Source organism: Streptomyces sp. SAI-135, from assembly GCF_029893805.1.
In the GTDB taxonomy this organism is placed as follows: domain Bacteria; phylum Actinomycetota; class Actinomycetes; order Streptomycetales; family Streptomycetaceae; genus Streptomyces.
On the sequence record NZ_JARXYP010000002.1, the window covers coordinates 4,230,767 to 4,256,509 of the forward strand.

The 25,743-nt window shown below is 70.9% G+C and carries 21 protein-coding genes and 1 pseudogene; 10 read left to right on the forward strand and 12 right to left on the reverse strand.

Translation table 11 applies throughout. The annotated features are described in order from the left end of the window. Nucleotides 1-12: 12 nt before the first annotated feature. On the reverse strand, nt 13-390 hold the full coding sequence (locus tag M2163_RS23450; protein ID WP_280894934.1) for a hypothetical protein: 378 nt from the start codon (nt 388-390) through the stop codon (nt 13-15). Between the two features lie 423 nt (nt 391-813). Here M2163_RS23450 and M2163_RS23455 point away from each other — a divergent pair, with 423 nt between their 5' ends. Then, on the forward strand, nt 814-1,806 hold the full coding sequence (locus tag M2163_RS23455) for an aldo/keto reductase (RefSeq protein ID WP_280854166.1): 993 nt from the start codon (nt 814-816) through the stop codon (nt 1,804-1,806). Between the two features lie 188 nt (nt 1,807-1,994). On the opposite strand, the gene thpR is transcribed toward M2163_RS23455, so the two are convergent. Continuing rightward, the gene (gene thpR / locus M2163_RS23460) at nt 1,995-2,567 is read right to left on the reverse strand and encodes an RNA 2',3'-cyclic phosphodiesterase (RefSeq protein WP_280894935.1); all 573 of its coding nucleotides are present in this window, start codon (nt 2,565-2,567) and stop codon (nt 1,995-1,997) included. 26 nt (nt 2,568-2,593) lie between these two features. Between thpR and M2163_RS23465 the strand changes: the two genes are divergently transcribed. Next, entirely contained in the window at nt 2,594-3,124 is a 531-nt protein-coding gene (locus tag M2163_RS23465) for a GNAT family N-acetyltransferase (RefSeq protein WP_280894936.1), read from the forward strand. Between the two features lie 3 nt (nt 3,125-3,127). On the opposite strand, the gene M2163_RS23470 is transcribed toward M2163_RS23465, so the two are convergent. Together M2163_RS23470 and M2163_RS23475 are read right to left on the reverse strand one after the other, a co-directional pair. Then, complete coding sequence (locus M2163_RS23470) at nt 3,128-4,402, reverse strand: MFS transporter (protein WP_280897301.1); 1,275 nt, start codon at nt 4,400-4,402, stop codon at nt 3,128-3,130. A 97-nt stretch (nt 4,403-4,499) separates the two neighbouring features. Further along, nucleotides 4,500-4,937 (reverse strand): MarR family transcriptional regulator, encoded by a 438-nt coding sequence (locus M2163_RS23475; RefSeq protein WP_280850848.1) that lies wholly within the window; start codon nt 4,935-4,937, stop codon nt 4,500-4,502. Nucleotides 4,938-5,088: 151 nt separating this feature from the next. Between M2163_RS23475 and M2163_RS23480 the strand changes: the two genes are divergently transcribed. Further along, nucleotides 5,089-5,271 (forward strand): ribbon-helix-helix protein, CopG family, encoded by a 183-nt coding sequence (locus M2163_RS23480; RefSeq protein ID WP_280850847.1) that lies wholly within the window; start codon nt 5,089-5,091, stop codon nt 5,269-5,271. A 4-nt stretch (nt 5,272-5,275) separates the two neighbouring features. Here the strand turns inward: M2163_RS23480 and M2163_RS23485 are convergent, their stop codons facing one another. Then, entirely contained in the window at nt 5,276-6,670 is a 1,395-nt protein-coding gene (locus tag M2163_RS23485; RefSeq protein WP_280894937.1) for an NCS2 family permease, read from the reverse strand. A gap of 111 nt (nt 6,671-6,781) precedes the next feature. On the opposite strand from M2163_RS23485, the gene M2163_RS23490 reads away from it, so the two are divergent. Continuing rightward, nucleotides 6,782-7,066, forward strand: a complete 285-nt coding sequence (locus tag M2163_RS23490) for a DUF2530 domain-containing protein (protein WP_280894938.1) — start codon at nt 6,782-6,784, stop codon at nt 7,064-7,066. Nucleotides 7,067-7,178: 112 nt separating this feature from the next. Then, nucleotides 7,179-9,566, forward strand: a complete 2,388-nt coding sequence (locus M2163_RS23495; protein ID WP_280850844.1) for a cation-translocating P-type ATPase — start codon at nt 7,179-7,181, stop codon at nt 9,564-9,566. A gap of 9 nt (nt 9,567-9,575) precedes the next feature. On the opposite strand, the gene M2163_RS23500 is transcribed toward M2163_RS23495, so the two are convergent. The 3 genes and pseudogenes from M2163_RS23500 to M2163_RS23510 form a co-directional block, all read right to left on the reverse strand. Beyond that, on the reverse strand, nt 9,576-10,376 hold the full coding sequence (locus M2163_RS23500) for a hypothetical protein (RefSeq protein WP_280894939.1): 801 nt from the start codon (nt 10,374-10,376) through the stop codon (nt 9,576-9,578). Nucleotides 10,377-10,509: 133 nt separating this feature from the next. Then, a pseudogene (locus M2163_RS23505) lies at nt 10,510-11,365 on the reverse strand (DUF5707 domain-containing protein). Nucleotides 11,366-11,471: 106 nt separating this feature from the next. Continuing rightward, entirely contained in the window at nt 11,472-11,708 is a 237-nt protein-coding gene (locus tag M2163_RS23510; protein WP_280894940.1) for a hypothetical protein, read from the reverse strand. A gap of 138 nt (nt 11,709-11,846) precedes the next feature. Here M2163_RS23510 and M2163_RS23515 point away from each other — a divergent pair, with 138 nt between their 5' ends. Further along, entirely contained in the window at nt 11,847-12,083 is a 237-nt protein-coding gene (locus M2163_RS23515) for a hypothetical protein (RefSeq protein ID WP_280894941.1), read from the forward strand. Between the two features lie 41 nt (nt 12,084-12,124). On the opposite strand, the gene M2163_RS23520 is transcribed toward M2163_RS23515, so the two are convergent. The 3 genes from M2163_RS23520 to M2163_RS23530 form a co-directional block, all read right to left on the reverse strand. Beyond that, nucleotides 12,125-15,244 (reverse strand): molecular chaperone Hsp90, encoded by a 3,120-nt coding sequence (locus tag M2163_RS23520; protein WP_280894942.1) that lies wholly within the window; start codon nt 15,242-15,244, stop codon nt 12,125-12,127. Nucleotides 15,245-15,381: 137 nt separating this feature from the next. Then, the gene (locus M2163_RS23525) at nt 15,382-17,571 is read right to left on the reverse strand and encodes a trypsin-like serine protease (protein ID WP_280894943.1); all 2,190 of its coding nucleotides are present in this window, start codon (nt 17,569-17,571) and stop codon (nt 15,382-15,384) included. A 33-nt stretch (nt 17,572-17,604) separates the two neighbouring features. Further along, entirely contained in the window at nt 17,605-17,982 is a 378-nt protein-coding gene (locus tag M2163_RS23530) for a hypothetical protein (RefSeq protein WP_280894934.1), read from the reverse strand. A 359-nt stretch (nt 17,983-18,341) separates the two neighbouring features. Between M2163_RS23530 and M2163_RS23535 the strand changes: the two genes are divergently transcribed. Both M2163_RS23535 and M2163_RS23540 read left to right on the forward strand, forming a co-directional pair. Then, a complete protein-coding gene (locus tag M2163_RS23535) occupies nt 18,342-21,968 on the forward strand; it encodes an ALF repeat-containing protein (protein WP_280894944.1) in 3,627 nt (1,208 codons plus the stop codon). Then, nucleotides 21,965-22,324 (forward strand): DUF6086 family protein, encoded by a 360-nt coding sequence (locus tag M2163_RS23540; RefSeq protein ID WP_280850837.1) that lies wholly within the window; start codon nt 21,965-21,967, stop codon nt 22,322-22,324. The genes M2163_RS23535 and M2163_RS23540 overlap by 4 nt, the downstream gene beginning before the upstream one ends. Nucleotides 22,325-22,445: 121 nt before the next feature. Here the strand turns inward: M2163_RS23540 and M2163_RS23545 are convergent, their stop codons facing one another. Next, complete coding sequence (locus M2163_RS23545; protein WP_280850836.1) at nt 22,446-23,372, reverse strand: DUF3027 domain-containing protein; 927 nt, start codon at nt 23,370-23,372, stop codon at nt 22,446-22,448. Between the two features lie 390 nt (nt 23,373-23,762). On the opposite strand from M2163_RS23545, the gene M2163_RS23550 reads away from it, so the two are divergent. Together M2163_RS23550 and M2163_RS23555 are read left to right on the forward strand one after the other, a co-directional pair. Continuing rightward, nucleotides 23,763-25,172: an MFS transporter gene (locus M2163_RS23550; protein WP_280850835.1), complete on the forward strand. Its 1,410-nt coding sequence runs from the start codon at nt 23,763-23,765 to the stop codon at nt 25,170-25,172. Between the two features lie 62 nt (nt 25,173-25,234). Next, complete coding sequence (locus tag M2163_RS23555) at nt 25,235-25,738, forward strand: hypothetical protein (RefSeq protein WP_280850834.1); 504 nt, start codon at nt 25,235-25,237, stop codon at nt 25,736-25,738. The last annotated feature ends 5 nt before the right edge of the window (nt 25,739-25,743 follow it).

Genomic DNA, 25,743 nt, shown 5'->3' on the forward strand with positions numbered 1-25,743 from the left:
GGGCACAGCGGGTCAGCCGGTGACACGGATCTCGACGAGCACGGAACGGGCGCCGCCCACGGTGCCCTCGCCGACGCTCTCGAAGCCGCCCTCGTCCACGTTCACGGTGGTCGTGGCGCCATTCGCGGTGAGGTCGGCGCTGATCGGGTGGTCGCCGGTCTCCAGGGCGAAGACCCGGGGGAGTTCGAGCGTCAGCCAGCCCGAGGCGGCCGTAGCCCTGAAGCAGTAGTCGCCCCTGCGGCCCACCGTGCTGTCCGCCACGGTGTAGACCCTGATCTGGTCGGCGGTGCCGTCACAGGTGGCGAGCAGGATGTGCCCGTCACCCTTTTTCAGCTGAATGCCCTCCGAGGCGAGAATGCCCGCCGCCCCGGGATAGGAGAACTGCTCCACCGCACTGGGCGGAGTATCGACAGCGACAGCCGAGGAATCATCGGCCACCGCCATAGAAATACCTATACCCGCCCCCATGACAACGGCGAGTCCGGCAAGAAATAGTTTCCGAGCGCGGAAAAACACCGCACCCTCCTTTCGGGCGCGGCATTTCCATGCCGAAAGCCGCTCCCCCCGCGAGCACAAAATTACCAAAGATCATCCATAAGTTAACCATAAATAAGCCCAGCGTCAACGCGTTCATTCCGGGGCTTTCTCATGCAGTTACGACGGAACACACGACTTCGCCTGAAAGGATCGCTTTAAGCATTTCGGGCAGGCCGACACCCGATATGTCGGCCCCGCCGCACCGCCCAGGCGTCGGGGGCGGCCGGGGGCGGGGCGCTTGCCTGGAGTCCACTCCAAGGCGTTGGCTTGACCTCCATGAAGTACACGCAGCTCGGACGCACCGGACTCAAGGTCAGCCGACTCGTCCTCGGCACCATGAACTTCGGCCCGCAGACCGACGAGGCCGACTCCCACGCCATCATGGACTCGGCTCTCGACGCGGGGATCAACTACTTCGACACCGCCAACGTGTATGGCTGGGGCGAGAACAAGGGCCGTACCGAAGAGATCATCGGCAGCTGGTTCGCGAAGAGCGCCGCCCACCGCGACAAGGTGGTCCTCGCCACCAAGGTCTACGGCAACATGGGCGCGGACGGCGAGGCCTGGCCCAACCACGACAAGCTCTCCGCGGTGAACATCCGCCGGGCCGTCGACGCCTCGCTCAAGCGCCTTCAGACCGACTACATCGACATCTACCAGTTCCACCACGTCGACCGCGCCACTCCCTTCGAGGAGATCTGGCAGGCGATCGACACCCTGGTCCAGCAGGGCAAGATCCTCTACGTCGGGTCCTCCAACTTCCCCGGCTACAAGATCGCCCAGGCCAACGAGATCGCCGCCCGGCGGGGCGGCACCATCGGCCTGGTCAGCGAGCAGTGCCTCTACAACCTCGCCGAACGGCGCGCCGAGATGGAGGTCATCCCGGCCGCCCAGGAGTACGGCCTGGGCGTGATCCCCTGGTCCCCGCTGCACGGCGGTCTCCTCGGCGGGGTCATCAAGAAGGAGGTCCAGGGCGGCCGCCGCGCCTCCGGCCGGGCCGCGGACACCCTCGCCGATCCGGCCAAGCGCGCCCAGATCCAGGCGTACGAGGATCTCCTGGAGAAGCACGGTCTGGAGCCCGGCGAGGCGGCCCTGGCGTGGCTGCTGACCCGCCCCGGCGTCACGGGCCCGATCGTCGGCCCGCGCACCGCGGAACAGCTGGAGTCGGCGATCCGGGCGGTCGAGCTGGAGCTGGGCGAGGAGGTCCTGGCGGGCCTGGACGAGATCTTCCCGGGTCCGGGGCCCTCCCCGGAAGCCTTCGCCTGGTAAACGCAGGGTGACGCAAGGCCTTCAGGGGCGCGGGGAACTGCGCGACCAGCCACGACGGGCCCGCGGCCCGACGGCCGGCCGCAGTTCCCCTACCTGCCGAGCGCCGCGGCCAACGCCACAACGACGAACATCATCACCAGCACACCGGCCATGATCCGGTTCCGCGTCTTCGGGTCCACGTGTCGAGCCTAACCGGCCCCGCCGAGCGCCCAGCGCCCGACCACCTCGTAGCGGGGCTGCTCACCCGGCACCCCCGACGTCGGCAGGTTGCTCCGGACCAGCGCCAGCTCGTCGACGGTCCAGGCGCGGCTCGTGAAGCCGTCCAGTACCGACAGGCACGGCCGCACATCCACCGCCTCCCGACTGCGGGCCACGGTCAGGTGCGCCTTGTACCGCCGGTGCTCCCCCATCTCGACCCCGGCCTTGCGCCCGGCCGCCTCCGCCCGCTCGGCGAGCAGCCTCAGCTGCGCCGGCTCGCCGGAGGCCCCCGCCCACAGCGCCCGCCCGTGCCCGAACTGTCCACCGCCTTGCACGGCCAGCGGGAAGCGGTCGGTCCGCCGGGCCGCCCGCTCCAGCCGCTCCGACAGCGCCGGCACGACGTCGTCGTCGACCTCGCCGTAGAAGGCGAGCGTGAAGTGCCAGCCCGGGACGCCGGTCCAGCGCAGCGTCTGCGCGCCGGGCTGCTTCCTCAACTCGGCCACCACTGCGGCGAGTTCCTCGGTGACGTCGTGCGGAGGCAGCACCGCGGCGAAGAGTCTCATGAGGGCCAGCCTGTCATCATGACGGCATGGAGATCACCATCAGGGACGGCGGCCCCGACGACATACCCGTGATCCTCGACATGCTCGACAGCTGCGTGGAGTGGCTGGTCGCGCAGGGGCGCCCCGGCCAGTGGGGAACCCGGCCGCTGTCCCTGAGCCCGGGCACGGTGGAGTCCGTCGCCCGGTACGTCGACGAGGGCAGCGTGTACATCGCCGAGGCCGACGGCGTACCGGCCGCGACCCTCACGATCACCGACGCGCCCGGCGCCTACCTGGATCATCTCCCGCCACCCGGCGAGCCCGAGCGGTACATCCACTGGCTGGCCTCCGACCGCCGCTTCAAGGGCCACGGCATCGGCAGCGCCCTGCTCGCGCACGCCGCCGAGGAGACCCGGCGCGCGGGCGTCGCCCTGCTGCGGGTGGACTGCTACGCGGGCGACGACGGCAAGCTGGTGGCCTACTACGAGGCCAACGGCTTCGCCCCGACGGAGACGTACACCGCCGGGGCGGACAACGACTGGCCGGGCCAGGTGCTGGCCATGCGCGTCCTGCCGTAGGGCTCAGGCCGCGGGCGCCAGCTGTTCCTGTGCCTCGCGCGGCACGAACCGGACGTGCGGGTGGCCACGGTTCCAGCCGACGGACAGCCGCAGGTTGCCGACGCGGGCCAGGACCAGGCCGATCGTCACGGCCGCCAGCGCGGCGATCACGCCGCCGGCCGCGAGGCCCGCGCGGACGCCGTACGCGTCGGTGATCCAGCCCGCGATCGGCGCGCCGATCGGGGAGCCGCCCATGAACACCATCATGTACAGGGCCATCACGCGGCCCCGCATGGCCGGGTCGGTGCCCATCTGGACGCTGGTGTTCGCGGTGACGTTGACCGTCATGCCGAACATCCCGATCGGGGCCATGAGCAGGGCGAACAGCCACAGCGAGGGGGCGAGGGCGGCCACGATCTCCAGCGCGCCGAAGGCCACCGCGCCCACGACGAGCACCCGCATCCGGGCGGTGCCGCGCCGGGCCGCGAGCAGGGCGCCGGCCAGCGAGCCGACCGCCATCACGGTGTTGAAGAGGCTGTAGGAGCCCGCGCCGGCGTGGAAGACGTCGTCGGCGAAGGCGGAGAGGTAGACGGGGAAGTTGAAGCCGAAGGTGGACACGAACCCGACCAGAACGATGGTCCAGATCAGCTCCGGCCGCCCGGCCACGTAGTGGAGTCCCTCCCGCAGCTGTCCCTTGCCGCGCGGGGCGCGCTCGACGACGTGCAGCTCGCGCGCCCGCATCATCAGCAGGCCGACGAGCGGGGCGACGAAGGACAGGCCGTTGGCGAGGAACGCCCAGCCGGTGCCCACGCCGGTGATCATGACTCCGGCGACGGCGGGGCCGATCAGGCGGGCGGACTGGAAGTTGGCGGAGTTCAGGCTGACCGCGTTCTGGAGCTGGTCGGGGCCGACCATCTCGGAGACGAACGACTGGCGGGCCGGGTTGTCGACGACCGTCGCGAGGCCCACGGCGAAGGCGGCGAGGTAGACGTGCCAGACCTGGACGTGACCGCTCAGGGTGAGGACGGCGAGCGCGACGCCGGTGGCGCCCATGGCGGACTGCGTGAACAGCAGTGCGCGGCGCTTGGGCAGCCGGTCGACCAGGACACCGCCGTAGAGGCCGAAGAGCAGCATCGGCAGGAACTGCAGGGCCGTCGTGACGCCGACGGCGGTGGCGGAGCCGGTGAGGCTGAGCACCAGCCAGTCCTGGGCGATGCGCTGCATCCAGGTGCCGATGTTCGAGACGACCTGGCCGGCGAAGAACAGGCGGTAGTTCCTGACCTTCAGCGAGCTGAACATCGACGACTTGCGGGACACAGAGGTAGAAGGGATCGGTGCGGGGGCGGAAGGTGCTCCGGGTCCCGTACTCAAAGTGCGTTCGCCTCCTCTTCGCGGCTTACAGGTGTGCGAGTTTCTCCAGCACGGGGGCGGCTTCGCGCAGTTTCGCCCACTCGTCCTCGTCGAGACCGTCGACCAGGGCGGCCAGGAAGGCGTTCCGCTTGGCGCGGGACTCCGCGAGCATGGCCTCGGCCTGCTCGGTCTTCGTGACGACCTTCTGGCGCCGGTCCTCGGGGTGCGGCTCCAGCCGGACCAGTCCCTTGGCCTCCAGGAGTGCCACGATGCGGGTCATCGACGGCGGCTGGACGTGCTCCTTGCGGGCGAGTTCGCCCGGGGTGGCCTTGCCGCAGATCGAGAGGGTGCCCAGGACCGACATCTCGGTGGGGCTCAGCGACTCGTCGACGCGCTGGTGCTTGAGCCGACGGGACAGTCGCATCACGGCTGATCGCAGGGAGTTCACGGCGGCAGCGTCGTCGCCATGGGTAAGGTCCGGCATCTCTTTAGCGTAACTCATTACTCTCGCTAAACAAGCTGGCGTGCGCGCGGATTCCCGTGACTCCGGCCACGGAAACCCGATCTTCACCCGTACGAGTGAGTCGACAGCGGAATGTGAACGCCGCCCACCGCGGGCGGCGACCCTCGTCTCCATGGGGACCAGCGTGCTCAGCCTGCGGATAGACGGGGAGCTGCTCGAGCGGCTCCGGGACCATGCGGCCAAAAGGGGGATGAGCGTCCAGGACTATGTGATCCGAACGCTCATCCGGGGCGACTTCGACGAGCGGTTCCAGACCGCCGTCGACGAGACCGAGAAGTTCTACGGGGTGACGTGAGGGATCACGTGAGACCCAGCGCCGGCATCAGGTAGTAGAAGCCGAACACCGCCGCGACGACGTACATCGGAACCGGAACCTCCCGCCCCCGTCCGGCCGCCAGGCGCAGCACCACGAAGGTGATGAAGCCCATGCCGATGCCGTTGGTGATCGAGTAGGTGAACGGCATCATCACCATGGTGACGAAGGCCGGGATCGCGATGGTCCAGTCGGCCCAGTCGATGTCCTGGACCGAGTTCGCCAGGATCATGAAGCCCACCGCGAGCAGCGCGGGGGTCGCGGCCTGGGACGGGACCATGGTGGCGACGGGTGTCAGGAAGAGGGCCACGGTGAAGAGGCCGCCGGTGACCAGGTTGGCGAAACCGGTGCGGGCGCCCTCGCCGACACCGGCCGTGGACTCCACGAAGGCCGTGGTGGCGGAGGACGAGCTGGCACCGCCCGCGGCGACCGCCAGGCCGTCGACGAACAGGACCTTGTTGATGCCGGGCATCTGCCCCTGGGCGTCGGTGAGCTTGGCCTCGTCGGAGACGCCCATGATCGTGCCCATCGCGTCGAAGAAACACGACAGCAGGACCGTGAAGACGAAGAGGATGCCGGTCAGCACGCCGACCTTGTCGAAGCCGCCGAAGAGGCTGACCTTGCCGAGCAGGCCGAAGTCGGGGGTGGCGACCGGGTTGCCGGGCCACTTCGGGGTCGTCAGGCCCCAGGACGGGACCTTGGCGACGGCCTCGATGATCACCGCGAGGACCGTCATGGTGACGATCGAGATCAGGATCGCGCCGGAGACCTTGCGGACGATGAGCGCGAGGGTGAGCAGGGCGCCCAGGATGAAGACCAGGACCGGCCAGCCGTTGAGGTGGCCGTCGCTGCCGAGCTGGAGCGGGACGGTGGTCTGGGCGGCGTCCGGGATGCGGGAGACGAAGCCGGAGTCCACGAGCCCGATCAGCATGATGAACAGGCCGATACCGATGGAGATCGCCTTGCGCAGGCCGAACGGCACCGCGTTCATCACGCGCTCGCGCAGGCCCGTGGCGACGAGCAGCATCACGATGAAGCCCGCCAGGACCACCATGCCCATCGCGTCCGGCCAGGACATCCGGGGTGCCAGCTGGAGGGCGACGACCGAGTTCACGCCGAGGCCGGCCGCCAGGGCGATCGGGACGTTGCCGATCACGCCCATGAGGAGCGTGGTGAAGGCCGCGGTCACGGCGGTCGCGGTGACGAGCTGGCCGTTGTCCAGCTGATGGCCGTACATGTCCTTGGCGCTGCCGAGGATGATCGGGTTCAGCACGATGATGTAGGCCATCGCGAAGAACGTGGCGAAGCCGCCCCGGATCTCGCGCGGCAGGGTGCTGCCCCGTTCGGAGATCTTGAAGTAGCGGTCGAGGGCGGTCGGCATTGGATGTTCCTACGAGCAGAAGTGGACAGACACAAACCGTTTCAGTATGAACGTATAAAGCCGGAGGGGCCATCTCCGCGCGTAGATGTGATCGCCTCGTAAGCTGTCCCCATGGCCGGATTTTTCTCGGGACCCCTCAAGCACGAGGCGCCGGAGCCCCTGGAGGGCCCCGTGGTCGCCACCGTCACCGGTGGCACGATCCTCTGGTTCGTCCTCTTCCTCGTGCAGCTTCCCTTCTACGGCTGGTTCGCGGACCACGGTCACACCTGGTGGCTGTGGACCTGCCTGGCCGGGGGTGTGCTCGGGATCTACGGGACCTGGTACGTGCGCAAACGGGAGGCAGCGATCCGGAACTCGGCCGCCGGTGACGCACCCGGCACCCTTGATGCCGAGTGACGAGCGCCCCCTAGTACCACGGCATCATTCGCCCGTTCCCGTCTCCTCCCCAGGTCTGAACTTCCGGTCACTCGGCGGGTGAAGCCGCAAAACCGCACGTACCGTCGAATGCATGACCCACATCGACGCGGGCGCCGAACTCGACCGCACGACGGCCCCGTCCCGGGCGGTGACCGGGCTGACCGCGGCCGAGGTCGCCGAACGGGTGGCGCGCGGCCAGGTCAACGACGTGCCGGTGCGCAGCAGCCGGACCCTGGCGGAGATCGTCCGGGCGAACGTCTTCACCCGCTTCAACGCGATCATCGGTGTGCTCTGGCTGGTGATGCTGTTCGTCGCACCGTTCCAGGACAGCCTGTTCGGATACGTCATCCTCGCCAACACCGGGATCGGCATCGTCCAGGAGTGGCGGGCGAAGAAGACCCTCGACTCGCTCGCGGTGATCGGTGAGGCGAGGCCGACCGTACGGCGGGACGGCACCGCGACCGCGGTCGGCACCTCCGAGATCGTCCTCGACGACCTCATCGAGATCGGGCCCGGCGACAAGGCCGTGGTCGACGGGGTGGTCGCGGAGGCCGACGGCCTGGAGATCGACGAGTCGCTGCTGACCGGCGAGGCCGACCCGGTGGTCAAGCGCCCCGGCGACCAGGTGATGTCCGGAAGCTTCGTGGTCGCCGGCGGCGGCGCCTTCACCGCGACCAAGGTCGGCCGCGAGGCCTACGCCGCCCAGCTCGCCGAGGAGGCCTCCCGCTTCACCCTGGTCCACTCCGAGCTGCGCTCCGGCATCTCCACGATCCTCAAGTACGTGACGTGGATGATGGTCCCGACCGCGATCGGCCTGGTCGTCAGCCAGCTGTTCGTGAAGGACAACGACCTCAAGGACTCGATCGCCCGCACGGTCGGCGGCATCGTGCCGATGGTCCCGGAGGGACTCGTCCTCCTCACCTCCGTCGCCTTCGCCATCGGCGTCATCCGGCTTGGCCGGAAACAGGCCCTCGTCCAGGAACTCCCGGCCATCGAGGGCCTCGCCCGCGTCGACACGGTCTGCCTCGACAAGACCGGCACCCTCACCGAGGGCGGCATGGACGTCACCGAGCTCAGGCCGCTTCAGGGCGCCGACGAGGCGTACGTACGCAAGGTGCTGGGCGCCCTCGGCGAGTCGGACCCGCGGCCGAACGCCTCCCTCCAGGCGATCATCGACGTCTACCCGGACGTCCAGGAGTGGCGCTGCACCGAGTCGCTGCCCTTCTCCTCGGCCCGCAAGTACAGCGGGGCCACCTTCAGCCAGGACGACGGCGAGTCCAGCACCTGGCTGCTGGGGGCGCCGGACGTGCTCCTGTCGCCCGGCGACCCCGCCCTCGCCGAGACCGGACGGCTCAACGAACAGGGACTGCGCGTGCTGTTGCTGGCCCGCGCCTCCCGTGGCCTCGACGATCCCGAGGTCGCCCGGGGAGCGCGGCCGACCGCCCTCGTCGTACTGGAGCAGCGGCTGCGGCCCGACGCGGCCGACACCCTGCGGTACTTCGCCGAGCAGGACGTCCGCGCCAAGGTCGTCTCCGGGGACAACGCCGTGTCGGTCGGGGCGGTGGCGGCCAAACTGGGGCTGAACGGCAGCACGGTGGACGCCCGTGAGCTGCCTGCCGACCCGGACGGGATGGGGAAGGCGCTCGACGAGGGCACGGTGTTCGGGCGGGTCACCCCGCAGCAGAAGCGGGACATGGTGGGGGCCCTGCAGTCACGCGGGCACACGGTCGCGATGACCGGCGACGGGGTCAACGACGTGCTCGCCCTCAAGGACGCCGACATCGGGGTGGCGATGGGCTCCGGCTCTGAGGCCACGCGGGCGGTCGCGCAGATCGTGCTGCTGAACAACAGCTTCGCGACGCTGCCGTCGGTGGTGGCGGAGGGCCGGCGGGTGATCGGCAACATCACCCGGGTCGCGACCCTGTTCCTCGTCAAGACCGTGTACTCGGTGCTGCTGGCCGTCCTCGTGGTGTGCTGGCAGGTGGAGTACCCCTTCCTGCCCCGGCACCTGACCCTGCTGTCGACGCTGACGATCGGCGTCCCGGCCTTCTTCCTGGCCCTGGCCCCCAACAAGGAACGGGCGCAACCGCACTTCGTACGGCGGGTGATGCGGTACTCGATCCCCGGCGGGGTGGTCGCGGCGGTCGCGACCTTCGTGACGTACCTGATCGCCCGTCACCACTACACCGGGAGCGGCGCTTTGGACGCGGAGACCAGCGCGGCGACCCTGACCCTGTTCCTGATCTCGATGTGGGTGCTGGCGATCATCGCCCGCCCCTACACCTGGTGGCGTCTCGCACTGGTCGCGGCGATGGGCCTCGGCTTCGTCCTGGTCCTGGCCGTGCCCTGGCTCCAGGACTTCTTCGCGCTGAAGCTGGTGGGACTGACGATGCCGTGGATCGCGGTCGGCATCTCGGTGGTGGCGGCGGCCGCCCTGGAACTCCTGTGGAGGTGGGTCGACCGCCGCGGTACCGCTTAGTGCCGGGTCCTACTGGACGTCGACGAAGTCGCCCGCCGCGCTCACGGACGACGTGGTCGTCGTGCCCGCGAAGCTGTAGCGGTAGTAACCGTCGGCCGTCGCCGTGGTCGTCGTCTTCAGCGTGCCCGTGGACGACGTCTTGATGGTCTTGAGGGTCGTGTAGGTGCTGCTGCCCTTCTTGCGGAACTGCAGCTTCACCGGCTGGGTCGCGTAACCGGCGTACTTGTTGGTGTCCCAGTTGGCGCGAGCCAGCTTGCCCGTGACGGTGATGGTCTTCCCCTTCTTCACCGGCTCCGGGGAGGCGTCGGTGGTGAGGGTGGCCCGGCGCTGGAGGTGAGTGGTGCCGAGGCCGCCCTGCCAGGTCATGCCGCCGGCGTTGTTGACCGCGAGGGCGCCCAGCTTCCAGGTGCCGGCCTCACTGCTGCGCAGGTCGCCGTCCTCGTCGGAGCCCTTGGGGCGGAACTGGATCTTCGCTGAGCACTTCAGGACCGTCGAGGAGGACGCCGTGCAAGTACCCGGCTCGTCACCGCCGAGCAGGTCGTCGGAGTCCAGGCCGAGGGTGGCGCCGCGGTAGAGGACCGGGCCGGTCTGGAAGGAGCTCGCGCTCAGGTTCGCGGGCTTGGTCACGGTGTAGGTCGCGGAAACCGTGACCATCGACGTCGTGCCGACCACGATGTTCTTGCCGCTGTTGACCTTCAGGTTGGAGAAGGTGACGGCGGGCCCGGCCGTGGCGGCCGAGGCGGACGGCACGGCGAGGGCGGAGAGGGCCACGGCGCCGGAGGCGGCGAGGACGAGGGCGCGTATGCGCATGTGCGTTCCCCATGAGGAGAGAAGGATTCGGGAGTCTGCTGACTCACTCCGTAGATCCGTGACTCAGGGGACTGGTTGTACGGGTGGGGCGTGATTTTGACCGCACATGCGCAGCGCTTTACGTCTCGTCGACCTACTTGACGTCGATGAAGTCACCCGCGGCGTTGACGGCCGGGGTGGTGGAGGTGCCCGCGAAGCTCCAGCGGAAGAACCCGTCGACCGTGGCCTTGACCGTGGTCTTCAGGTCGCCCTTGTTGTTGGTCTTGACCGTCTTCACGGTCGTGTAGGTGTCGGAGTCCTTCTTCCGGAACTGCAGCTGCACCGGCTGGGACGTGTAGCCCGTTGTACTTGCGGGTCTCCCAGTTGGCCCGGGTCAGCTTCCCGGTGACCGTGATGGTCTTGCCCTTCTTCACCGGCTCCGGGGCGGCGTTGGCCGTGAGCTTGGAGAGGCGCTGGAGCTTGTGGGTGCCGTAGAAGTCGTTCCAGTAGTCGGTGCCGGCCTCGTCGGCGGCGATCGCGGCGGCCGTCACGTGCCAGGTGCCGGCCAGCGAGTTCATGTACAGCTCGCGGGTGACGTCGACGGTGATGGTGAGCTTGCAGTTCGAGGTCGTGGTGCTGACCGCGGTGCAGGTGGCGTTCTGCTCGTTCGGAGCGAACACGCCGTCGACATGGGCCCGGTCCCGGCCGTGCCACAGGTCGATGTACGCGTCCTCGATACCGGCGGAGTGACTGGCGGTCAGCGACACGGTGAAGGTCTTGACGCCCGTCGTGCCGGCCACGATGCTCTTGCCGCCGTTGACCGTCACCTTGGAGACGACCGGCAGTTCCACGTCGTCCGCGGCGGCGCTCATCGCGGCTCTGGAGACGCCGAAACGCTCCGCGGCGGTGGGTTTGTGCAGGCCCCCGCCGTCGGCCTGAGCAACCGGGACGGCGAGGGCGGCGAGGACGAGACCGCCGGAGACGGCGGCCACGGTGGTGCGGATGCGCATGCGTTCCCCCAGGGACTGGTCGTGGAGCCTGGGCGGCTCGTGGGGTCAGATGCACGACCGGGGTAAAGCGTTGCAGGAGACCGGACTGATCTTTTGCGACCCCCGGTCAGATTTTGGGCCACCAGGTCCTGCCGGCCGCAAGCGTGCCCGTGTCGTCACCCGCATACAGGCGTAGATCGCCCGCGGTCGTCATGGCGGCGAGATCGCTCTTGCCATCACCGTCGAAGTCGCCGCCGGGCAGGACCCGCATGCCGCCCCAGGTCTTGTCGGGCCACATCGAGCGGGCCTTGTCGAAGCTGCCGTCGGCCTTGCCCGCGTAAAGCAAGCGCTGGAAGGATCCCAAGTCGGGGGAGATCTACGAGTGGGACTCCCAGCACGGCACCGTCGAGAAGTACAACAAGCGCGGCAAGCACCTCGGAGAGTTCGACGCGAATACTGGAGCCCAGACCAAGCCCGCAAATCCGACCCGAAAGGTGACGCCGTGACCGTGTACTTCCTTGTCACCTGTTACCCCAAGGACGACGAGCATCCGCTCTCGTCCACCGACGTCACAGCGGTGGGCGCGGAAGCCTGGGGAGAACTCCTCGGGATGGCGCCGGAACAGCTGGCCGACGTGTATCCGCTGACGGAGCAGCACGCCGCGCGAGTCAAGGAGCTGACCGACATGACGCTGGACCTGGAAAAATACGACTACTTTCTCGAGACCGAAGAGGACTGACAGCACGAGCGGGGGCCGTCCGTCAGGGCGGCCCCCGTGGCTCAGTCGAACCAGCGGTCCCTCGCCAGTTCCTGGGTTCGGGTCGGGTCCTCCAGGAGGGCTGCCACCTCGAAGCGGCGGGGCCACTGGCGGGACGCCCAGGCGAGGCCCGCGGCGACGCCCTCCAGGGTGGCCGCGTGCAGGACGCCGTCGTGTGTCAGGCGCCAGTCGATCTCCACGCCGTCCACGACGAGCTCCTCGTGCTCCACGTACGTGGACGGGGTGCTCGCGCCCAGCAGGACGCGGACCGGCTCGGGGACGTCGTGCTCGGTGCCCTCGGAGTCCATGGAACCCGTCACCGACTCGCTCAGCCGGCGGACCTGGAAGAGTTCGGCCAGTTCGGCGGCCCGGGACGGGCGGACCGGCAGCAGGGGGACGCCCTGCGTGAACGGCAGCAGGTCCGGTGAGTCGACGACCACCGCGTCGGCCGCGTCCACGACCTCGACCCGGCCGTCGGTCACGGCCCGCAGCTCGTCGGGCAGGGTGACCTGTTCGGGGTCCAGGTCGGCCAACGCGCTGTAGAGGGCGTGCAGTTGGTCCCCGGTGACCGGCCGGGAGGGGTCCGCGAGGCGGTCCAGGAGTTCCGCCGCCCCGCCCGGCTCCTCCAGCAGCGCGGCCACCGACGTCCGCACCCCCAGCGCCCGCAGCACCTGCTCGTCGTCGAACCCGGTCGCGTCCGCCTCGTCGTACAGGCCCCGCAGGAGGGGGTCTCCGCCCGACGCCAGCAGACCGGCGGGGCGGCGGCCGTCGAGCACCGGGTTCCCGCGCAACCACCAGGCGGTGTACGGCCGTACGACCTCGTGGGTGCCGTCCGGCAGGAGGATGCGGACCTGCTGGGTCAGCGCGTCCCGCAGCGGCGGCCGGGCCAGCAGCGCCAGGGCCTCGGGCCACTTGTCCTCGTCGACGAGGTCGAGATCGCGTACGGCGACCAGTTCGGTGGCGACCGGCGGTACCGGCGTGTCCGGGAAGCGGTCGAGGATGTCCTCGCACCACACGTCCACGGCGTCCAGCAGCCCGGCGTCGTCCGGTTCGGCGAAGTCGCCCTCGCGCGGCTCCAGTTCGTCGGGATCGAGGACCACGTCCGTGGCCCGGACCAGGGCGAAGTTGGCCAGCACCCCGCAGGCCGCGAGGGGCTGTTCGCCCCACTTGGCGGCCAGATCGGCGTCCACGAGCGCGAGTTCGTCCTCGCGCATCACCTGGGCGAACGGGCTGCCGGGCAGGACGAGTTCACCGGCGGGGACCAGCTCCCCCTCCTCGTCGGGCAGGGCGAGCGCCCCCAGCCACGGCTCGTCACCGGGTTCCAGCCCCGCGTCCCGGACGAGCGCGAGCACGGTGTCGGCCAGCTCCTCGGCGTCCGGGGTGTCCTCCTCCCAGCTCACACCGCCGTCGTCGTCCAGGGAGGCGGCCACGGCGGCCCGTACCTGGGGCGTGGTGAGCACCGCGCGCGCAGTCGCGGGCAGCGCGCCCAGCTTCTCCAGCAGGGGGTGGGCGGCGTCCGGGTGGGCGACCTTGAGGCCGAGCCGGGCGAGGAGTTCGGGGTCGATCAGGGGCCCGTCCGACGTGGGCAGCAGCACCTGCCGGGGTCCGATCGTCGTACGGCCGTCGGCCAGCGGCACGGGGAGGCCGGAGAGCCGGTCGGGGTCGACGCCCGCGAGGCTGTCGTAGAGCCGCTGCCACCACTCCGGCTGTTTCTCCAGGCCCGCGAGCCGGTCGATCGCGTCGGTGAGCGGGACCCGGGCGACGCCCAGGGTGCGCAGTTCCACGCGCCGTTCGAGTCCGGCGGGCAGCAGGGTCGGCAGCACCTCGGCGAGCACCCGCACGGTGTCGGCGCCGGCGCCCTCGACGACCTCGGCCTCGCGCGGGCGCAGGGCCTCGGGCAGTTCCGAGTCGTCGCCGGGGTCGAGGGCGGGCGGGAGAAACGCAGTGCGCGGGAGGCGGTCGAGGATCGCCGCCCGCAACGCCCCGTCCAGCTCGCCCTTCCCCAGCGGGCCGGGCACCAGAGCGATGATCCCCTCGCTCACCGGCCGCCAGCCGGCGAGGAGTTCGGCGTACACGTCGGCCGCGCGCTGCACGAGGAAGTCGGTGAGGGGCCCGGGGGCCGCGTGCCGGCGGGTGGTGTCCAGCGGGAAGGACCCGATGAGCAGCGCGGGGACACCGAGGGGTTCGTCGCTGGGGGTCGGGGCGTGCACGACGGGGCTGGTGCGGGGGTGGGCGGGAGTGCCGTCGGGGTCGGCGGGCACCGCCCAGGTGAGCGACCAGTGCGGCCGCAGCCGCTCCTCGACGGGCCGGCCGGCGAGGAGTTCGGGGGTGAGCGGTCCGTGCGCGGACGCGGTGTGCCAACGGGTCGTACCGTCCCGCGAGTCCTCCACGACGGTGAGGTTGTCCTCGGTGCGGCGGCTGATCGTGCGGGTCGTGTCGGCCGTCTCGACGACGACCTCCTCAAGCCCGGGCAGGGCGAGCAGGAGCGCGTCGTCGACGGCGTTCAGGAGACGCTCGGCGAGGTCGGTGGCGGCGGTGTCGCGCAGCGGGAGGATGACGACGGTGTCGTACGGGTCGGGCGCGCTGCCCTCGGCGGCGAACGGGAGCCGCAGCAGGGGTACGTGCCCGTCCCGCCGGCGGATCTCGTCGCCGAGTCCGGGGCTGTGGCGGGCGGTCTCGGCGGCGTGGTCGCGGGCCTCGGCGAGGGACCAGCGGACCCCGCCGTGGCGGCCGACCACGGCGGGCTCGTCGGTGACGGCGAGCACGGCGGCGAAGCCGACGCCGAAGCGGCCGACCGAGCCGTCCGCGTGGTCGCGCTTGGCGGAGGCCCGCAGGGTGGAGAGGGACTCGACGCCGGCCGCGTCCAGCGGGGCACCGGTGTTGGCGGCGAACAGGACGCCCTCGCGAAGGGTGAGCCGCAGCCGTCCCGGCACACCGGCCCGGGCGGCCGCGTCGGCGGCGTTCTGCGCGAGCTCGACGACGAGCCGGTCCCGGTACCCGCCGAGGACGAGGTCCTCCTCGGCGTTGGCGTCCTCCCGGAACCGGGCGGGGCTGGTGGCCCAGGCGTCCAGCACCCCTCGCCGGAGCCGGGCGGTCCCGAACGGGTCGGCACCCTCGGCAGCGGGCCGCACGAACTTGCTCACGTTGACTCTCCTCATCGGCGTGACGATGAAGGTACCGCGAGGGACAGGGGCGATGATTCGGGGAGGGTTCGCGGCGCGGACGCCGACGGGCGGCGGGGTGTGCCCCGCCGCCCGTCGGTGTGAAAGTGCCTGCCGGCTTACCGGGCCGCGTACCCGAAGCGGCTGCCGGCGGCGGGGAGGCCACCCGTGCCGGGCTGGTACGTGGTCACCGCGGCGACGGTGCCGCCGGCGGTCACGTTGGACAGCGGCAGCGCGTGCAGGGCGCCGTACGTGGACGGGCCGTTGGGCATGCCGACGTAGAGGCGGCTGCCGGTGAAGTGAAGGCTGCTGCCGACGGCCTGGTTGGCGCCCGGGGTGCCGGGGATGCCGTCGCCGTCGCCGGCCTCCAGCCAGCGGTCGTTCGCGCCCGGCGTGCCGAGCAGCGAGAAGGTGTGGACCGCGCCGGCCTTGGCGACCGAGCCGACGGCCTCGCCGGGGACGCCGACGGCGAGCTTCATCGTCGCCGTCGTGCTCACCGAGCGCGGCGCGGTGTTGATCGCGGTGACGGTCTCGCCCATGCGGTCGCCGGACTCGGCGGAGCCGCTGACGTCGTCGTCGGCGGTGCCCTGCTTGAGCTCGGCCAGCTGGCTGCCGGAGCCGGCGGCGGTGACACGGAAGAGGATCACCCGGCCCGCGTCCGGGTTGGGGGCGTCGCCGACCGGCAGGTCCTCACCGGGCGAGCCGATCGCGAGGACGGAGTCGGTGGCGGCAGCGGCCCCCGAGGGGCGGTACTCGGTCAGGGAGAGCGACTTGCCGAACTCGTCGCCCGCCTCGGCGCCGCCGGAGACGGAGTCGAGGTCCTGGTCGAGACCGAACAGCGGCTGGGGGTGGCCGTCGGCGTGCAGGGTGTGCGAGAACACCGCGAGGTTGCCGGAGGCCGCGTCCCCGCCGATGTCCTCGTTGGGGGCGCCGATCGCTATGTGGTTGGCGTCGGCCGCGACCGAGGTGCCGAAGCCGTCGTCGGTCTCGGCGCTGCCGGGGACGTCGGTCTTGTCCTGGTGCACGCTCGCGTTGATCTTGCCGCGCAGGTAGAAGGCCATGCCCGCCTTGGTGACGGTGCCGAGGGACTCCCCGGGCACACCGATCACGAGGTACGGCTCGCCCGCCGCCGTCTCGCCGGCCGCGAGGGCGTGGCCCATGCGGTCGCCGGACTCGGAGCTCGACGCGGCGACGGCGCCGGCGCCCTCGCCCTGCTGGAAGTGCGTGACCTTCACGGTGCCGGTGCCGAGGCCGCCGGTCGCGCCGTGCAGGATGTCGACCATGCCGCCGTCGGTGGCGGTGCCGAGGTCCTCGCCAGGGGTGCCGACGACGAGATCGGTGCAGCCGTCCTGGTCGTAGTCGACGGTGTCGATCGCCTCACCGAAGCCGTCGTTCGCCTCGGCGGAGCCGGAGACCCAGGTGAGGGACTGGTTGATCTCGGCGGTGCCCTTGCCGCCGCCGTACACGACGCGGACCAGACCGGCACCGGAGTTCCCGCCGACGGTGGCCTTGGGGTCGGAGACCGCGATGTCCTCGACGCCGTCGCAGTTGAAGTCGGTGACCGGCGCGGGGCCCGTGGTGGCGGAGACCCAGGAGGCCAGGTCGTCGGAGCGGGCGGCGATCGCCCCGGTGCGGGTCTCCGTCTCGCCCAGGCAGCCGCCCTGCCAGGACCGGCTGCCGACGCCGACCAGTTCGGCGGTGCCGTTCGTCTCACGCAGCAGGGGGGCACCGGTGTCGCCCTGGCACAGGGCGCCGTTCTGGCCGGTGATGGTGAGGTCGTCGGTGCCGACCGCGTCCACCGCGAAGGCCGTGCTGTGCGCGGTGGCAGTCAGCCAGTCGCCGGCGGTGCGGCCGTATCCGACCGCGCGGAGCTGGTCGCCCGCGGCGGGGGCGGTGGTCGCCACCGTCACGGGGGTGACTCCGGTGACCGGGCGCGCGAGGCGGGCCAGGACCAGGTCACGGCCGGCCCTCGGTACCAGCTGGACCACGGCGCTGGTCTTGCCCGCGACGGTGGCGGTGGCCGACAGGGCGGGCTTGCCCGCGGCGACGGTGGGCACCTCCACGTCGGCGGCAAAGCAACTGGCCGCGGTGAGGATCCAGTTGGAGGCGACGAGGGCACCGCTGCACGCGCGGGCCGTGTCATCGGCACCGAGGGACACGCGGGCGGTGTAGGCGTAGGAGCCGGTGGCGACCGGACCGCCGACGACGGCCTGGGCCGGGACGCTGAGCAGGGCTCCTGCGGTGGCGACGACCGCCACGAGCGCCGCACCGACGGCGGATCTCGGGGAGGAGGACTTGATGGAGGTCACGTTTCTCGATTCCTTGATGCTGGGCACAGCGGGTCAGCCGGTGACACGGATCTCGACGAGCACGGAACGGGCGCCGCCCACCGTGCCCTCGCCGACGCTCTCGAAGCCGCCCTCGTCCACGTTCACGGTGGTCGTGGCGCCGTTCGCGGTGAGGTCGGCGCTGATCGGGTGGTCGCCGGTCTCCAGGGCGAAGACCCGGGGGAGTTCGAGCGTCAGCCAGCCCGAGGCGGCCGTAGCCCTGAAGCAGTAGTCGCCCCTGCGGCCCACCGTGCTGTCCGCCACGGTGTAGACCCTGATCTGGTCGGCCGTGCCGTCACAGGTGGCGAGCAGGATGTGCCCGTCACCCTTTTTCAGCTGAATGCCCTCCGAGGCGAGAATGCCCGCCGCCCCGGGATAGGAGAACTGCTCCACCGCACTGGGCGGAGTATCGACAGCGACAGCCGAGGAATCATCGGCCACCGCCATAGAAATACCTATACCCGCCCCCATGACAACGGCGAGTCCGGCAAGAAATAGTTTCCGAGCGCGGAAAAACACCGCACCCTCCTTTCGGGCGCGGCATTTCCATGCCGAAAGCCGCTCCCCCCAAGCGTTTCCCATCAAATATCCATCACAAGATAACCCCGAACTCACACATCGTCAACTCACTTTGATTCATGACCAATGCACCCAGAACGGGACATTGGATAATAATAAAGCAAAGGAAAAGCGCATGTATAGTGTCGGCCATTCTTGGAGAGGTACAGAATCCATCAATTACCGGGGGCACGATGAGTCGAAGAACGCCACGCGCGATACACAGAACGGCACTGGGCCTGCTGCCACTGGCCCTGGCCGCCGGCCTGCTGGGCGCTTCGCCCGCGGCCGCGGCGGCCACGGGCACGTCGTCCGCCGTCCTCCTTGCCGACGTCTCGGAGGTGACCGCCGCCGACCGTGGGCGGGTCGTCGACTACTGGCGTGAGGGCGGACCAGGCGTCAAGGCGGCCGCCGAGGCGGCGCTGACCGGTACCGACGCCGACGTGCGGACCTTCCTGGCGGCTGCCGAAGAACTCAGCGGCCAGGACGAACGGGTGACGGCCGCCCAGATCGCGAGCGTCGGCGGGCCGGAGCTGCTGACCGCGGCCCGCGCCGCGTTGGCAGGAACCCGCGCCCAATTGCACGACTTCCTGGACGACGGCTGGGAAGACCCGATGCAGGAGGACAGCCGGGTCCGGGTCGCCCAGATCATCGACACCGCGGGGCCCAACGTCCAGGACGCAGGGCGGGCCGCGCTGAACGGCAGCTCGGACGACGTACGGAACTTCCTCACCAAGCTCCAGTACACCGAGCAGGAGCAGGACGAGCGAGTTCAGCTCGCCCAGATCATCAGCGTGGGCGGCACCAACGTACGGGCCGCGGGACGCCTCGCGCTCAGCGGCAGCGCGGCCGACATCAAGGAGTTCCTCCAGGTCGGCCAGTTCGTCGCCCGCGCCAAGGACCAGGAGCACGACACCGTCGCTCAGCTCGCGGCGCAGGCGAAGGAGGCCGGACGGCAGGCAGCCGCGCAGACGGCTGCCGCCAAGACCGAGTCCACCAAGGCGGTGAAGGCGTCCCAGCTCGCCAAGGAAGCCGCGCTGGAGGCAGCGGCCGAGGCCGAGGCCGCCAAGGACGACACCGCCAAGGCGGCACGCGCCGCCAAGCGCGCAGCGACCGCCGCGTCCCAGGCCGCCACCGCCGCGCAACGGGCCATCGACGCAGCGAGCGCGGCGAACAACTCCGCGCGCGTGGCGGCCAACGCGGCCTCCCAAGCAGCCGCCGCGGCAGCCGGTGCCTCCCAGGCCGCCTCCCGCGCCCGCAGCGCCGCGGCCGACGCCGCTGTGGACGCCGGCAACGCGGAGGCCGCGCGGGTCGCCGCCCAGGCCGCCCAGAAGGCAGCCGAGGGCGCGAACCTCGCCGCCGAGGCCGCCGACCAGGCCGCCGTGGCCGCCGACGCGGCGGGTGACGCCGCCAGTTCGGCGAAGAGCGCGACCGCCAACGCCAACGCGGCCGCAGACGCGGCCATCGAGGCCGGCAACTACGCGGGGCAGTCGAGCGCCGCCGCCGCCGAGGCCCGCGCCGCCGCTGCCGCCGCGAAGAGCCACGCCGCCGAGGCGAACCGGGCCGCGTCCGCCGCCGAGTCCCTGGCCCGCAAGGCGGCCACCGCGGCCCGGGAGGCCCGGGACGCGGCAAGGTCCGCCGCCACGCACGCGAAGAACGCGGGTGACGCCGCCCTGGAGGCGGCCGAGCACGCCGGCGAGGCCGCGCAGGCCGCGACACGCTCCACGGAGCACGCGAACGCGGCGACCGTGGCGGCGAACGCCGCCACCGCCGCCGTCACCAAGGCTCAGCAGGTCTTCGAACTCGCCCGTGAGGTCGAGGCCGAGGAACTGCTCGGCCGCACCAACGCCGGCATCGAACGGGCCGAGCAGGACAAGGCCGCGTACGACTCCCTGATCGCCGAACAGGCCGATCTGCAGAAGGCCGTGACGGATCGGGACGCCGAACGGGACCGGCTGGTGGCCGCGGCCGACGCGCCCGGCGCCGACCTCGCGGCCGTTGCCGACCAGGGCCGCGACCTCGCCGTACTGACGATGAAGAACGGCACCGCGTGGGGCCGCTCCGCCGCCGAGGCCGCCCTGGCGGGCCCCGACGAGGTGGTCCTCGACTATCTCCGCAACGGCTGGATCACGGCAGCGCAGCAGGACGAGCGCTCCTACGTGGAGCGGCTCGCCGAGGAGAGTTCGGACAAGGCGGTACGGGACGCGGCCGAGGTCGCGCTGGACGGCGACGCCGCCGCGGTGAGCGCGTTCGTCGCCAACGGGCGGCACCAGGCCGGCGCCGAGGGCATGCGTGTCGACATCGCCAAGGTGATCGACGGTGCCGGACCGGTGCTCGCCGAGGCCGGCCGGGCCGCGCTGGCCACCGGCGATCCGAAGAAGTACAGCCAGTTCCTGTCCACCACCCAGCACGAGGCCCGCACCCAGGACGAGCGGGTGAAGGCAGCGCAGCTGGTGGACAGCGGCACTCCCGAGGTGAAGTCGGCGGCCCGGATCGCGCTGGCCGGGTCGCCGGACGCGCTGCACGCCTTCGTCGTCTCCGGGCAGTACAAGGCGCTGCGCAAGGACAACCTGACCGCCACCCACGTGGCCCAGGTACGGAAGATGATCGCGGACGCGGCGAAGGTCGCGGCCACGGCCCAGCAGAACGCCGCCACCGCCCAGAAGGTCGCCGCCACCGCCCGCAACGCCGCCGCCGAGGCCACCGAGTGGGCGAAGAAGGCGAACGAGTCCGCGGGCAAGGCGCAGGAGTACGCCGACCAGGCCGACCGGTACGCCGACGAGGCCGAGACGTCCGCGGCCCAGGCCGCCGCCTCGGCGAAGACGGCACGCAACGCGGCGAACAGCGCGGACGCCGCCGCCTCCAGGGCCGCCAGGTCGGCAGCCGACGCGACGATCTCCGCCGAGTCGGCGCAGGCCTCCGCATCCACCGCGGCCTACTACGCCGAGGAGGCGCGCAAGTCGGAGATCGCGGCGGGCAAGGACGCGGACGCGGCACTGGAGGCGTCCACGAAGGCCTTCGTCGCCGCGATCGCCAAGTACCGCGAAGAGGAGGAGGAGCGCCGCAAGGCAGCGGTCGCCGCGAAGGAGGCGGCCGAGAACCAGGGGATGACGCCGGCCGAGCTGTACCGCTGCCAGCAGTCGATCCTGCCCTGCGACCCGGTGGACTTCGCCCGCTGGTGCCAGCACAACCAGGTCTACTGCTCCCTCCTCGCGCACGCCGACGAGTTCAGCGACGCGGCGGAGATGCTCTGGAACATCGAGAAGGAACTCCTCGGCATCAGCGACCTGGAGGAGTGCCTGCGCGAGAAGGACTTCGACAGTTGCAGCGGCCTGGCGGTGGGCGTCCTCAGCGGCAAGCTCAAGGTCCTGGACCGGGCCTACGACGAGCTGAAGCTCCTCAAGCGCGGCTGCAAGGCGGTCAACCGGTCGTCCGTGCGGTCCGCGGCGTTCACGATGGCGGCACAGGCGGCGGACGGTGATGTGTCCGGCTGCCTGGAAGGCGCCATCGACCACGACGTCTTCGATCCCGTGACGGGAAACAAGATCACCGACATCGACCTCTTCGAGAACGGTGTGATGTGGGAACTCAAGTCGGCCACCTACGCTGATGCCAGTTGGTTGGACAAACACATCGACGTGAAGCTGTCCAACTACCTGAAGTGCCGTGCGTTGCTTCCCGGCTACGAGAGCGCACCGATCGGCTTCCGGTTCACGACGTCAGGAATGGACCCGCGTTTCCGGGCGGCATTGCAGCAGCGGTTCGCCGAGCTCAGGCAGACCTACCCGGATCTCGACCTCAGACTGGAGATCGCAGATTGAGTTATCCCTTCGAGTACGGCAACGAGACAATCTGGGACGCGGGCTACCACAGCGGAAAGCTGTATGCCTCCCTTGCTCCGGGAGCCGCCCGATTTCTCGAGGTGCCGTCCGGACTGACGCCGACACCTCAGGGTGGCTGCGCGGTGGATCGCGAGGTGTTCCAGGTCTTCGTCGAGCGTTTGTACGGCCTCTATGCGGCCACCTCCAACGAGGTCATGCGAGAACTGGCGCACGGTCTGCTCAGCACATCGCTCGTACTGCTGGACCGAATGGGCGGCACCATCGAGCTGCGCCCCGAGGACGCTGCGCCCCTGGGCAATGCGAAGGCCGCCCTCTCCGGATCCATGGCGTCATAGAACACCGATATCGCTGAGGGAAGTCCCCTCGTCAGCCTGGACAACCAGGAAAGCGCCGCCCACCGGATACGACCGGTGGGCGGCGCTTTCGTCCTCGAGCAGCAGCGACCGTAGGTGGCTCCTACGAGTGCCCCAGCTCCGCCGCATCCTCGTCCGCCAGCACCGGCACCGAGCCCGAGTCCGGCGCCGGGCGCAGGGGGAAGGGGTCCACGCGGGTCTCGTCGATCACCGGCGGGGCCGGCTGCGGGGGCTTGGGCATGACGGCCGCTTCCGAGTGGCCGCCGCAGCCGTACGACAGGGAGACCACGCGGCCGTCCGCCGGGGCGAACTCGTTGGCGCACAGGCCGAAGGCCTGGCCCAGGGAGCCGCCGAGCGGGACCAGGAACCCGCAGCTGACGCAGGGTGCCGGGGCGGCCTGGGCCATCGGTGTCTTCGCGCCGAAGGCCTCCTCCCAGCGGTCGGCGGCGACATGGAGGCCGTAGCGGGACAGGACCCGGGCCCGGCGCATGCCCAGTTCCTCGGCGACCGCGGCGATGGAGCCGCGGGTCGGGGCGACCGGGAGGTTCGACGGGGTGCCCGCGGTGAGCTCGGCGTCCTCCGCCTCGACCAGTTCGGCCATCTCCGCGGAGACGGGCGCGCTCGGCAGCGGTTCGTCCTCGCCGGTGTAGCCGGGCTCCAGGCGCAGGTCCTCGGCGTCGGTGGGGAGCAGGTCGCCGGGGCCCATGTCGCCGGGGCGCAGGCGTTCGCTCCACGGCACCCACTCCGGCGCCAGCAGCGCGTCGGGGCCGGGGAGCAGGACGACCTCGTCCAGCGTCACGATCTTCGCGCGGGAGGCGCGCGCCACGGTCACGGCCCAGCGCCAGCCCCGGTACCCGAGCTCCTTGCACTCGAAGAAGTGCGTGACGACCCGGTCGCCCTCCGAGACCAGGCCCGCGTGCTCACCCACCACCCCGGGCGCGGCGGCCTCCTCGGCGGCGGCGCGGGCGAGGTCGACGGCCTCGGCGCACAGGCGGTCGGGGGTGCGGCTTCGCGTTGTCGCTGCGCTCACAGGTATCGCTTCTCTCCTACGCCGTCACTCGGGTGCGCCGGCCTGAAGGCGGTGGGTGCGGACGGAGCGGACCGGAGGACCGCGTCGACGTCCGCGCCCGATCGCGCTCGGGCGCACCTGCTCCCATCCATTCTGCGGGATGTCAGAGAGGCGCGCGGCCGAGAACGTTCGCCACGGCGCGCTACGCACGCTACCTGTTCGCCGCCGCTCGGCCTACACCGACGTGATGGTTCCTTGCCTCCGGTCGACCTCCAGTGGCTCTCCGGCGGGTCTTCGGCGGTCTCCGACGGGTCTTCGGCCAGTCTCCGGCAGGTCTTCCGTGGCACTTCATATGCGCTCATACGCGCGGTAAGCGCACTACTCACAGCCTTCTCGGGGCACTATGACGGGGTGGCAGCCACGAGGACACCCCAGGGAGCCACCGGGAGCGGTGGCGGTTCGGGCCGGTTTACCCAGAGGACAGGGCCCGTGCGCGCTGTCGGCCGCGCCCTGCACCTGCCCTTCACCGGTACGGCCCGCGGCATCCGCAAGGCGACCCACGCGCACGGGGCGGGCGAGTCCGGCCTCGGCAAGCTGATCGAACTGCACGCGGTCAACGGCGCGGGGGACGTGATGATCACCGTCGCCCTCGCCTCCACGGTCTTCTTCTCGGTGCCGACCGACGAGGCCCGCGGGCGCGTCGCGCTGTACCTCGCCATCACCATGGCGCCCTTCACGGTCCTCGCGCCCGTGATCGGCCCCCTTCTCGACCGCCTCCCGCACGGTCGCCGGGCCGCCATGGCGGGTGCCATGCTCGCCCGGGCGATGCTCGCCCTGATCATCGCCGGGGCGGTGGCCACGGGCAGTCTGGAGCTGTATCCGGCGGCGCTCGGCGTACTGGTGGCCTCCAAGGCGTACGGCGTCGTCAGAAGCGCGGTCGTGCCCCGTCTGCTCCCGCCCCGCTTCTCCCTCGTCAAGGCGAACTCCCGCGTCACCCTCGGCGGCCTCCTCGCCACCGGCATCGCGGCCCCCGTCGGCGCGGGGCTCCAGGCCATCGGACCGCGCTGGCCGCTCTACGGCGCCTTCGTGATCTTCATCGCCGGGACGTTCCTGTCCTTCTCGCTGCCGCCGAAGGTCGACTCGGCCAAGGGCGAGGACGTGGCGCTGCTCGCCGCCGACGAGGAACATCTGCACGGGCCGCACCTCAAGCCGGTCAAGCGGCCCGGGCTGCGCACGGTCGGCACCGCCGTCACCCACGCCCTCGGCGCGAACGCGGCCCTGCGCTGGCTCTCCGGCTTCCTCACCTTCTTCCTCGCCTTCCTGCTGCGCGAGCATCCGCTGACCGGCGAGAGCGCGGCGGTCTCCCTGGGCCTGGTGGCCGTGTCGGCGGGCGCGGGCAACGCGCTCGGCACGGCGGTCGGGGCGTGGCTCAGGTCACGGGCGCCGGAGATCATCATCGTGACGGTGGTGGCGATCGTGCTGGGGGCGGCGATCACGGCGGCGATCTTCTTCGGTGCGTTCCTGGTGGCGTGTCTCGCGGCGGTCGCCGGGTTCGCGCAGGCCCTGTCGAAGCTGTCCCTGGACGCGCTGATCCAGCGGGACGTGCCCGAACTGGTCCGCACCTCGGCGTTCGCCCGCTCCGAGACGCTGCTCCAGGTGTCGTGGGTGTTCGGCGGCGCGGTCGGCATCGTGATGCCGCTCAACGGCTATCTCGGCCTCTCGGTGGCCGCCGCGGTCGTCGCCGCGGGCTGGCTGGCCACCGCCAAGGGGCTGCTGAGCTCGGCACGGCACGGCAGCTCCGCCACGGCGCGAGTGGCGTAACGAACAGGGCTCGCCGCACCCCGCATAAAGGGACCGCTGTACCCGCCCGATAGCCTTCCGCCATGACCACGCTGCAATCCGATGTGCGACGCCGCCGCGCCGTCGCCGCCGCCGGCCTCGTTTCCGCCGGACTGCTCGTCCTGTCGGCCTGCGACAAGCCGACGCCGCGCGTCACCGTCACGGTCGGTTCGACCTCGGTGAGCTCCGAGGCCGTCTGCTACGACGACGGCAACGACCTCGGCAAGGCGAAGGCCGCCAAGTGCGCCCTGGAGAAGTCGGACGTCAAGACGATCAAGGTCAAGCAGAGCGAGACCCTGCGCGTCGGCGTCGACCCCGAGATCGCGGACACCGGCTGGGCGCTGTGGATCAACGGCCAGCAGATGACGTACGCCTACAAGAAGACGTACTACTCCTTCGACGGCGTCGACCTGTTCGCCCAGCAGCAGGGCCAGGCCCCGCAGAAGACGCTGTACATCAGCATCGTCGAGCAGGACAAGCAGTCCTCCGGCGAGAGCAAGGAGTACAAGGGCGTCTGGAACTTCAAGCTGGAGAACTCCGACTACTGATCCGC

Excerpts from the sequence above, each read along its gene's own strand:
- M2163_RS23555 (WP_280850834.1), top strand. The coding sequence starts at position 25,235 with ATGACCACGCTGCAATCCGATGTGCGACGCCGCCGCGCCGTCGCCGCC.
- M2163_RS23535 (WP_280894944.1), top strand. The coding sequence starts at position 18,342 with ATGAGTCGAAGAACGCCACGCGCGATACACAGAACGGCACTGGGCCTG.
- M2163_RS23480 (WP_280850847.1), top strand. The coding sequence starts at position 5,089 with ATGGGGACCAGCGTGCTCAGCCTGCGGATAGACGGGGAGCTGCTCGAG.
- M2163_RS23475 (WP_280850848.1), bottom strand. The coding sequence starts at position 4,937 with ATGCCGGACCTTACCCATGGCGACGACGCTGCCGCCGTGAACTCCCTG.
- M2163_RS23485 (WP_280894937.1), bottom strand. The coding sequence starts at position 6,670 with ATGCCGACCGCCCTCGACCGCTACTTCAAGATCTCCGAACGGGGCAGC.
- M2163_RS23500 (WP_280894939.1), bottom strand. The coding sequence starts at position 10,376 with ATGCGCATACGCGCCCTCGTCCTCGCCGCCTCCGGCGCCGTGGCCCTC.
- thpR (WP_280894935.1), bottom strand. The coding sequence starts at position 2,567 with ATGAGACTCTTCGCCGCGGTGCTGCCTCCGCACGACGTCACCGAGGAA.
- M2163_RS23465 (WP_280894936.1), top strand. The coding sequence starts at position 2,594 with ATGGAGATCACCATCAGGGACGGCGGCCCCGACGACATACCCGTGATC.
- M2163_RS23495 (WP_280850844.1), top strand. The coding sequence starts at position 7,179 with ATGACCCACATCGACGCGGGCGCCGAACTCGACCGCACGACGGCCCCG.
- M2163_RS23490 (WP_280894938.1), top strand. The coding sequence starts at position 6,782 with ATGGCCGGATTTTTCTCGGGACCCCTCAAGCACGAGGCGCCGGAGCCC.
- M2163_RS23470 (WP_280897301.1), bottom strand. The coding sequence starts at position 4,402 with ATGTTCAGCTCGCTGAAGGTCAGGAACTACCGCCTGTTCTTCGCCGGC.
- M2163_RS23455 (WP_280854166.1), top strand. The coding sequence starts at position 814 with ATGAAGTACACGCAGCTCGGACGCACCGGACTCAAGGTCAGCCGACTC.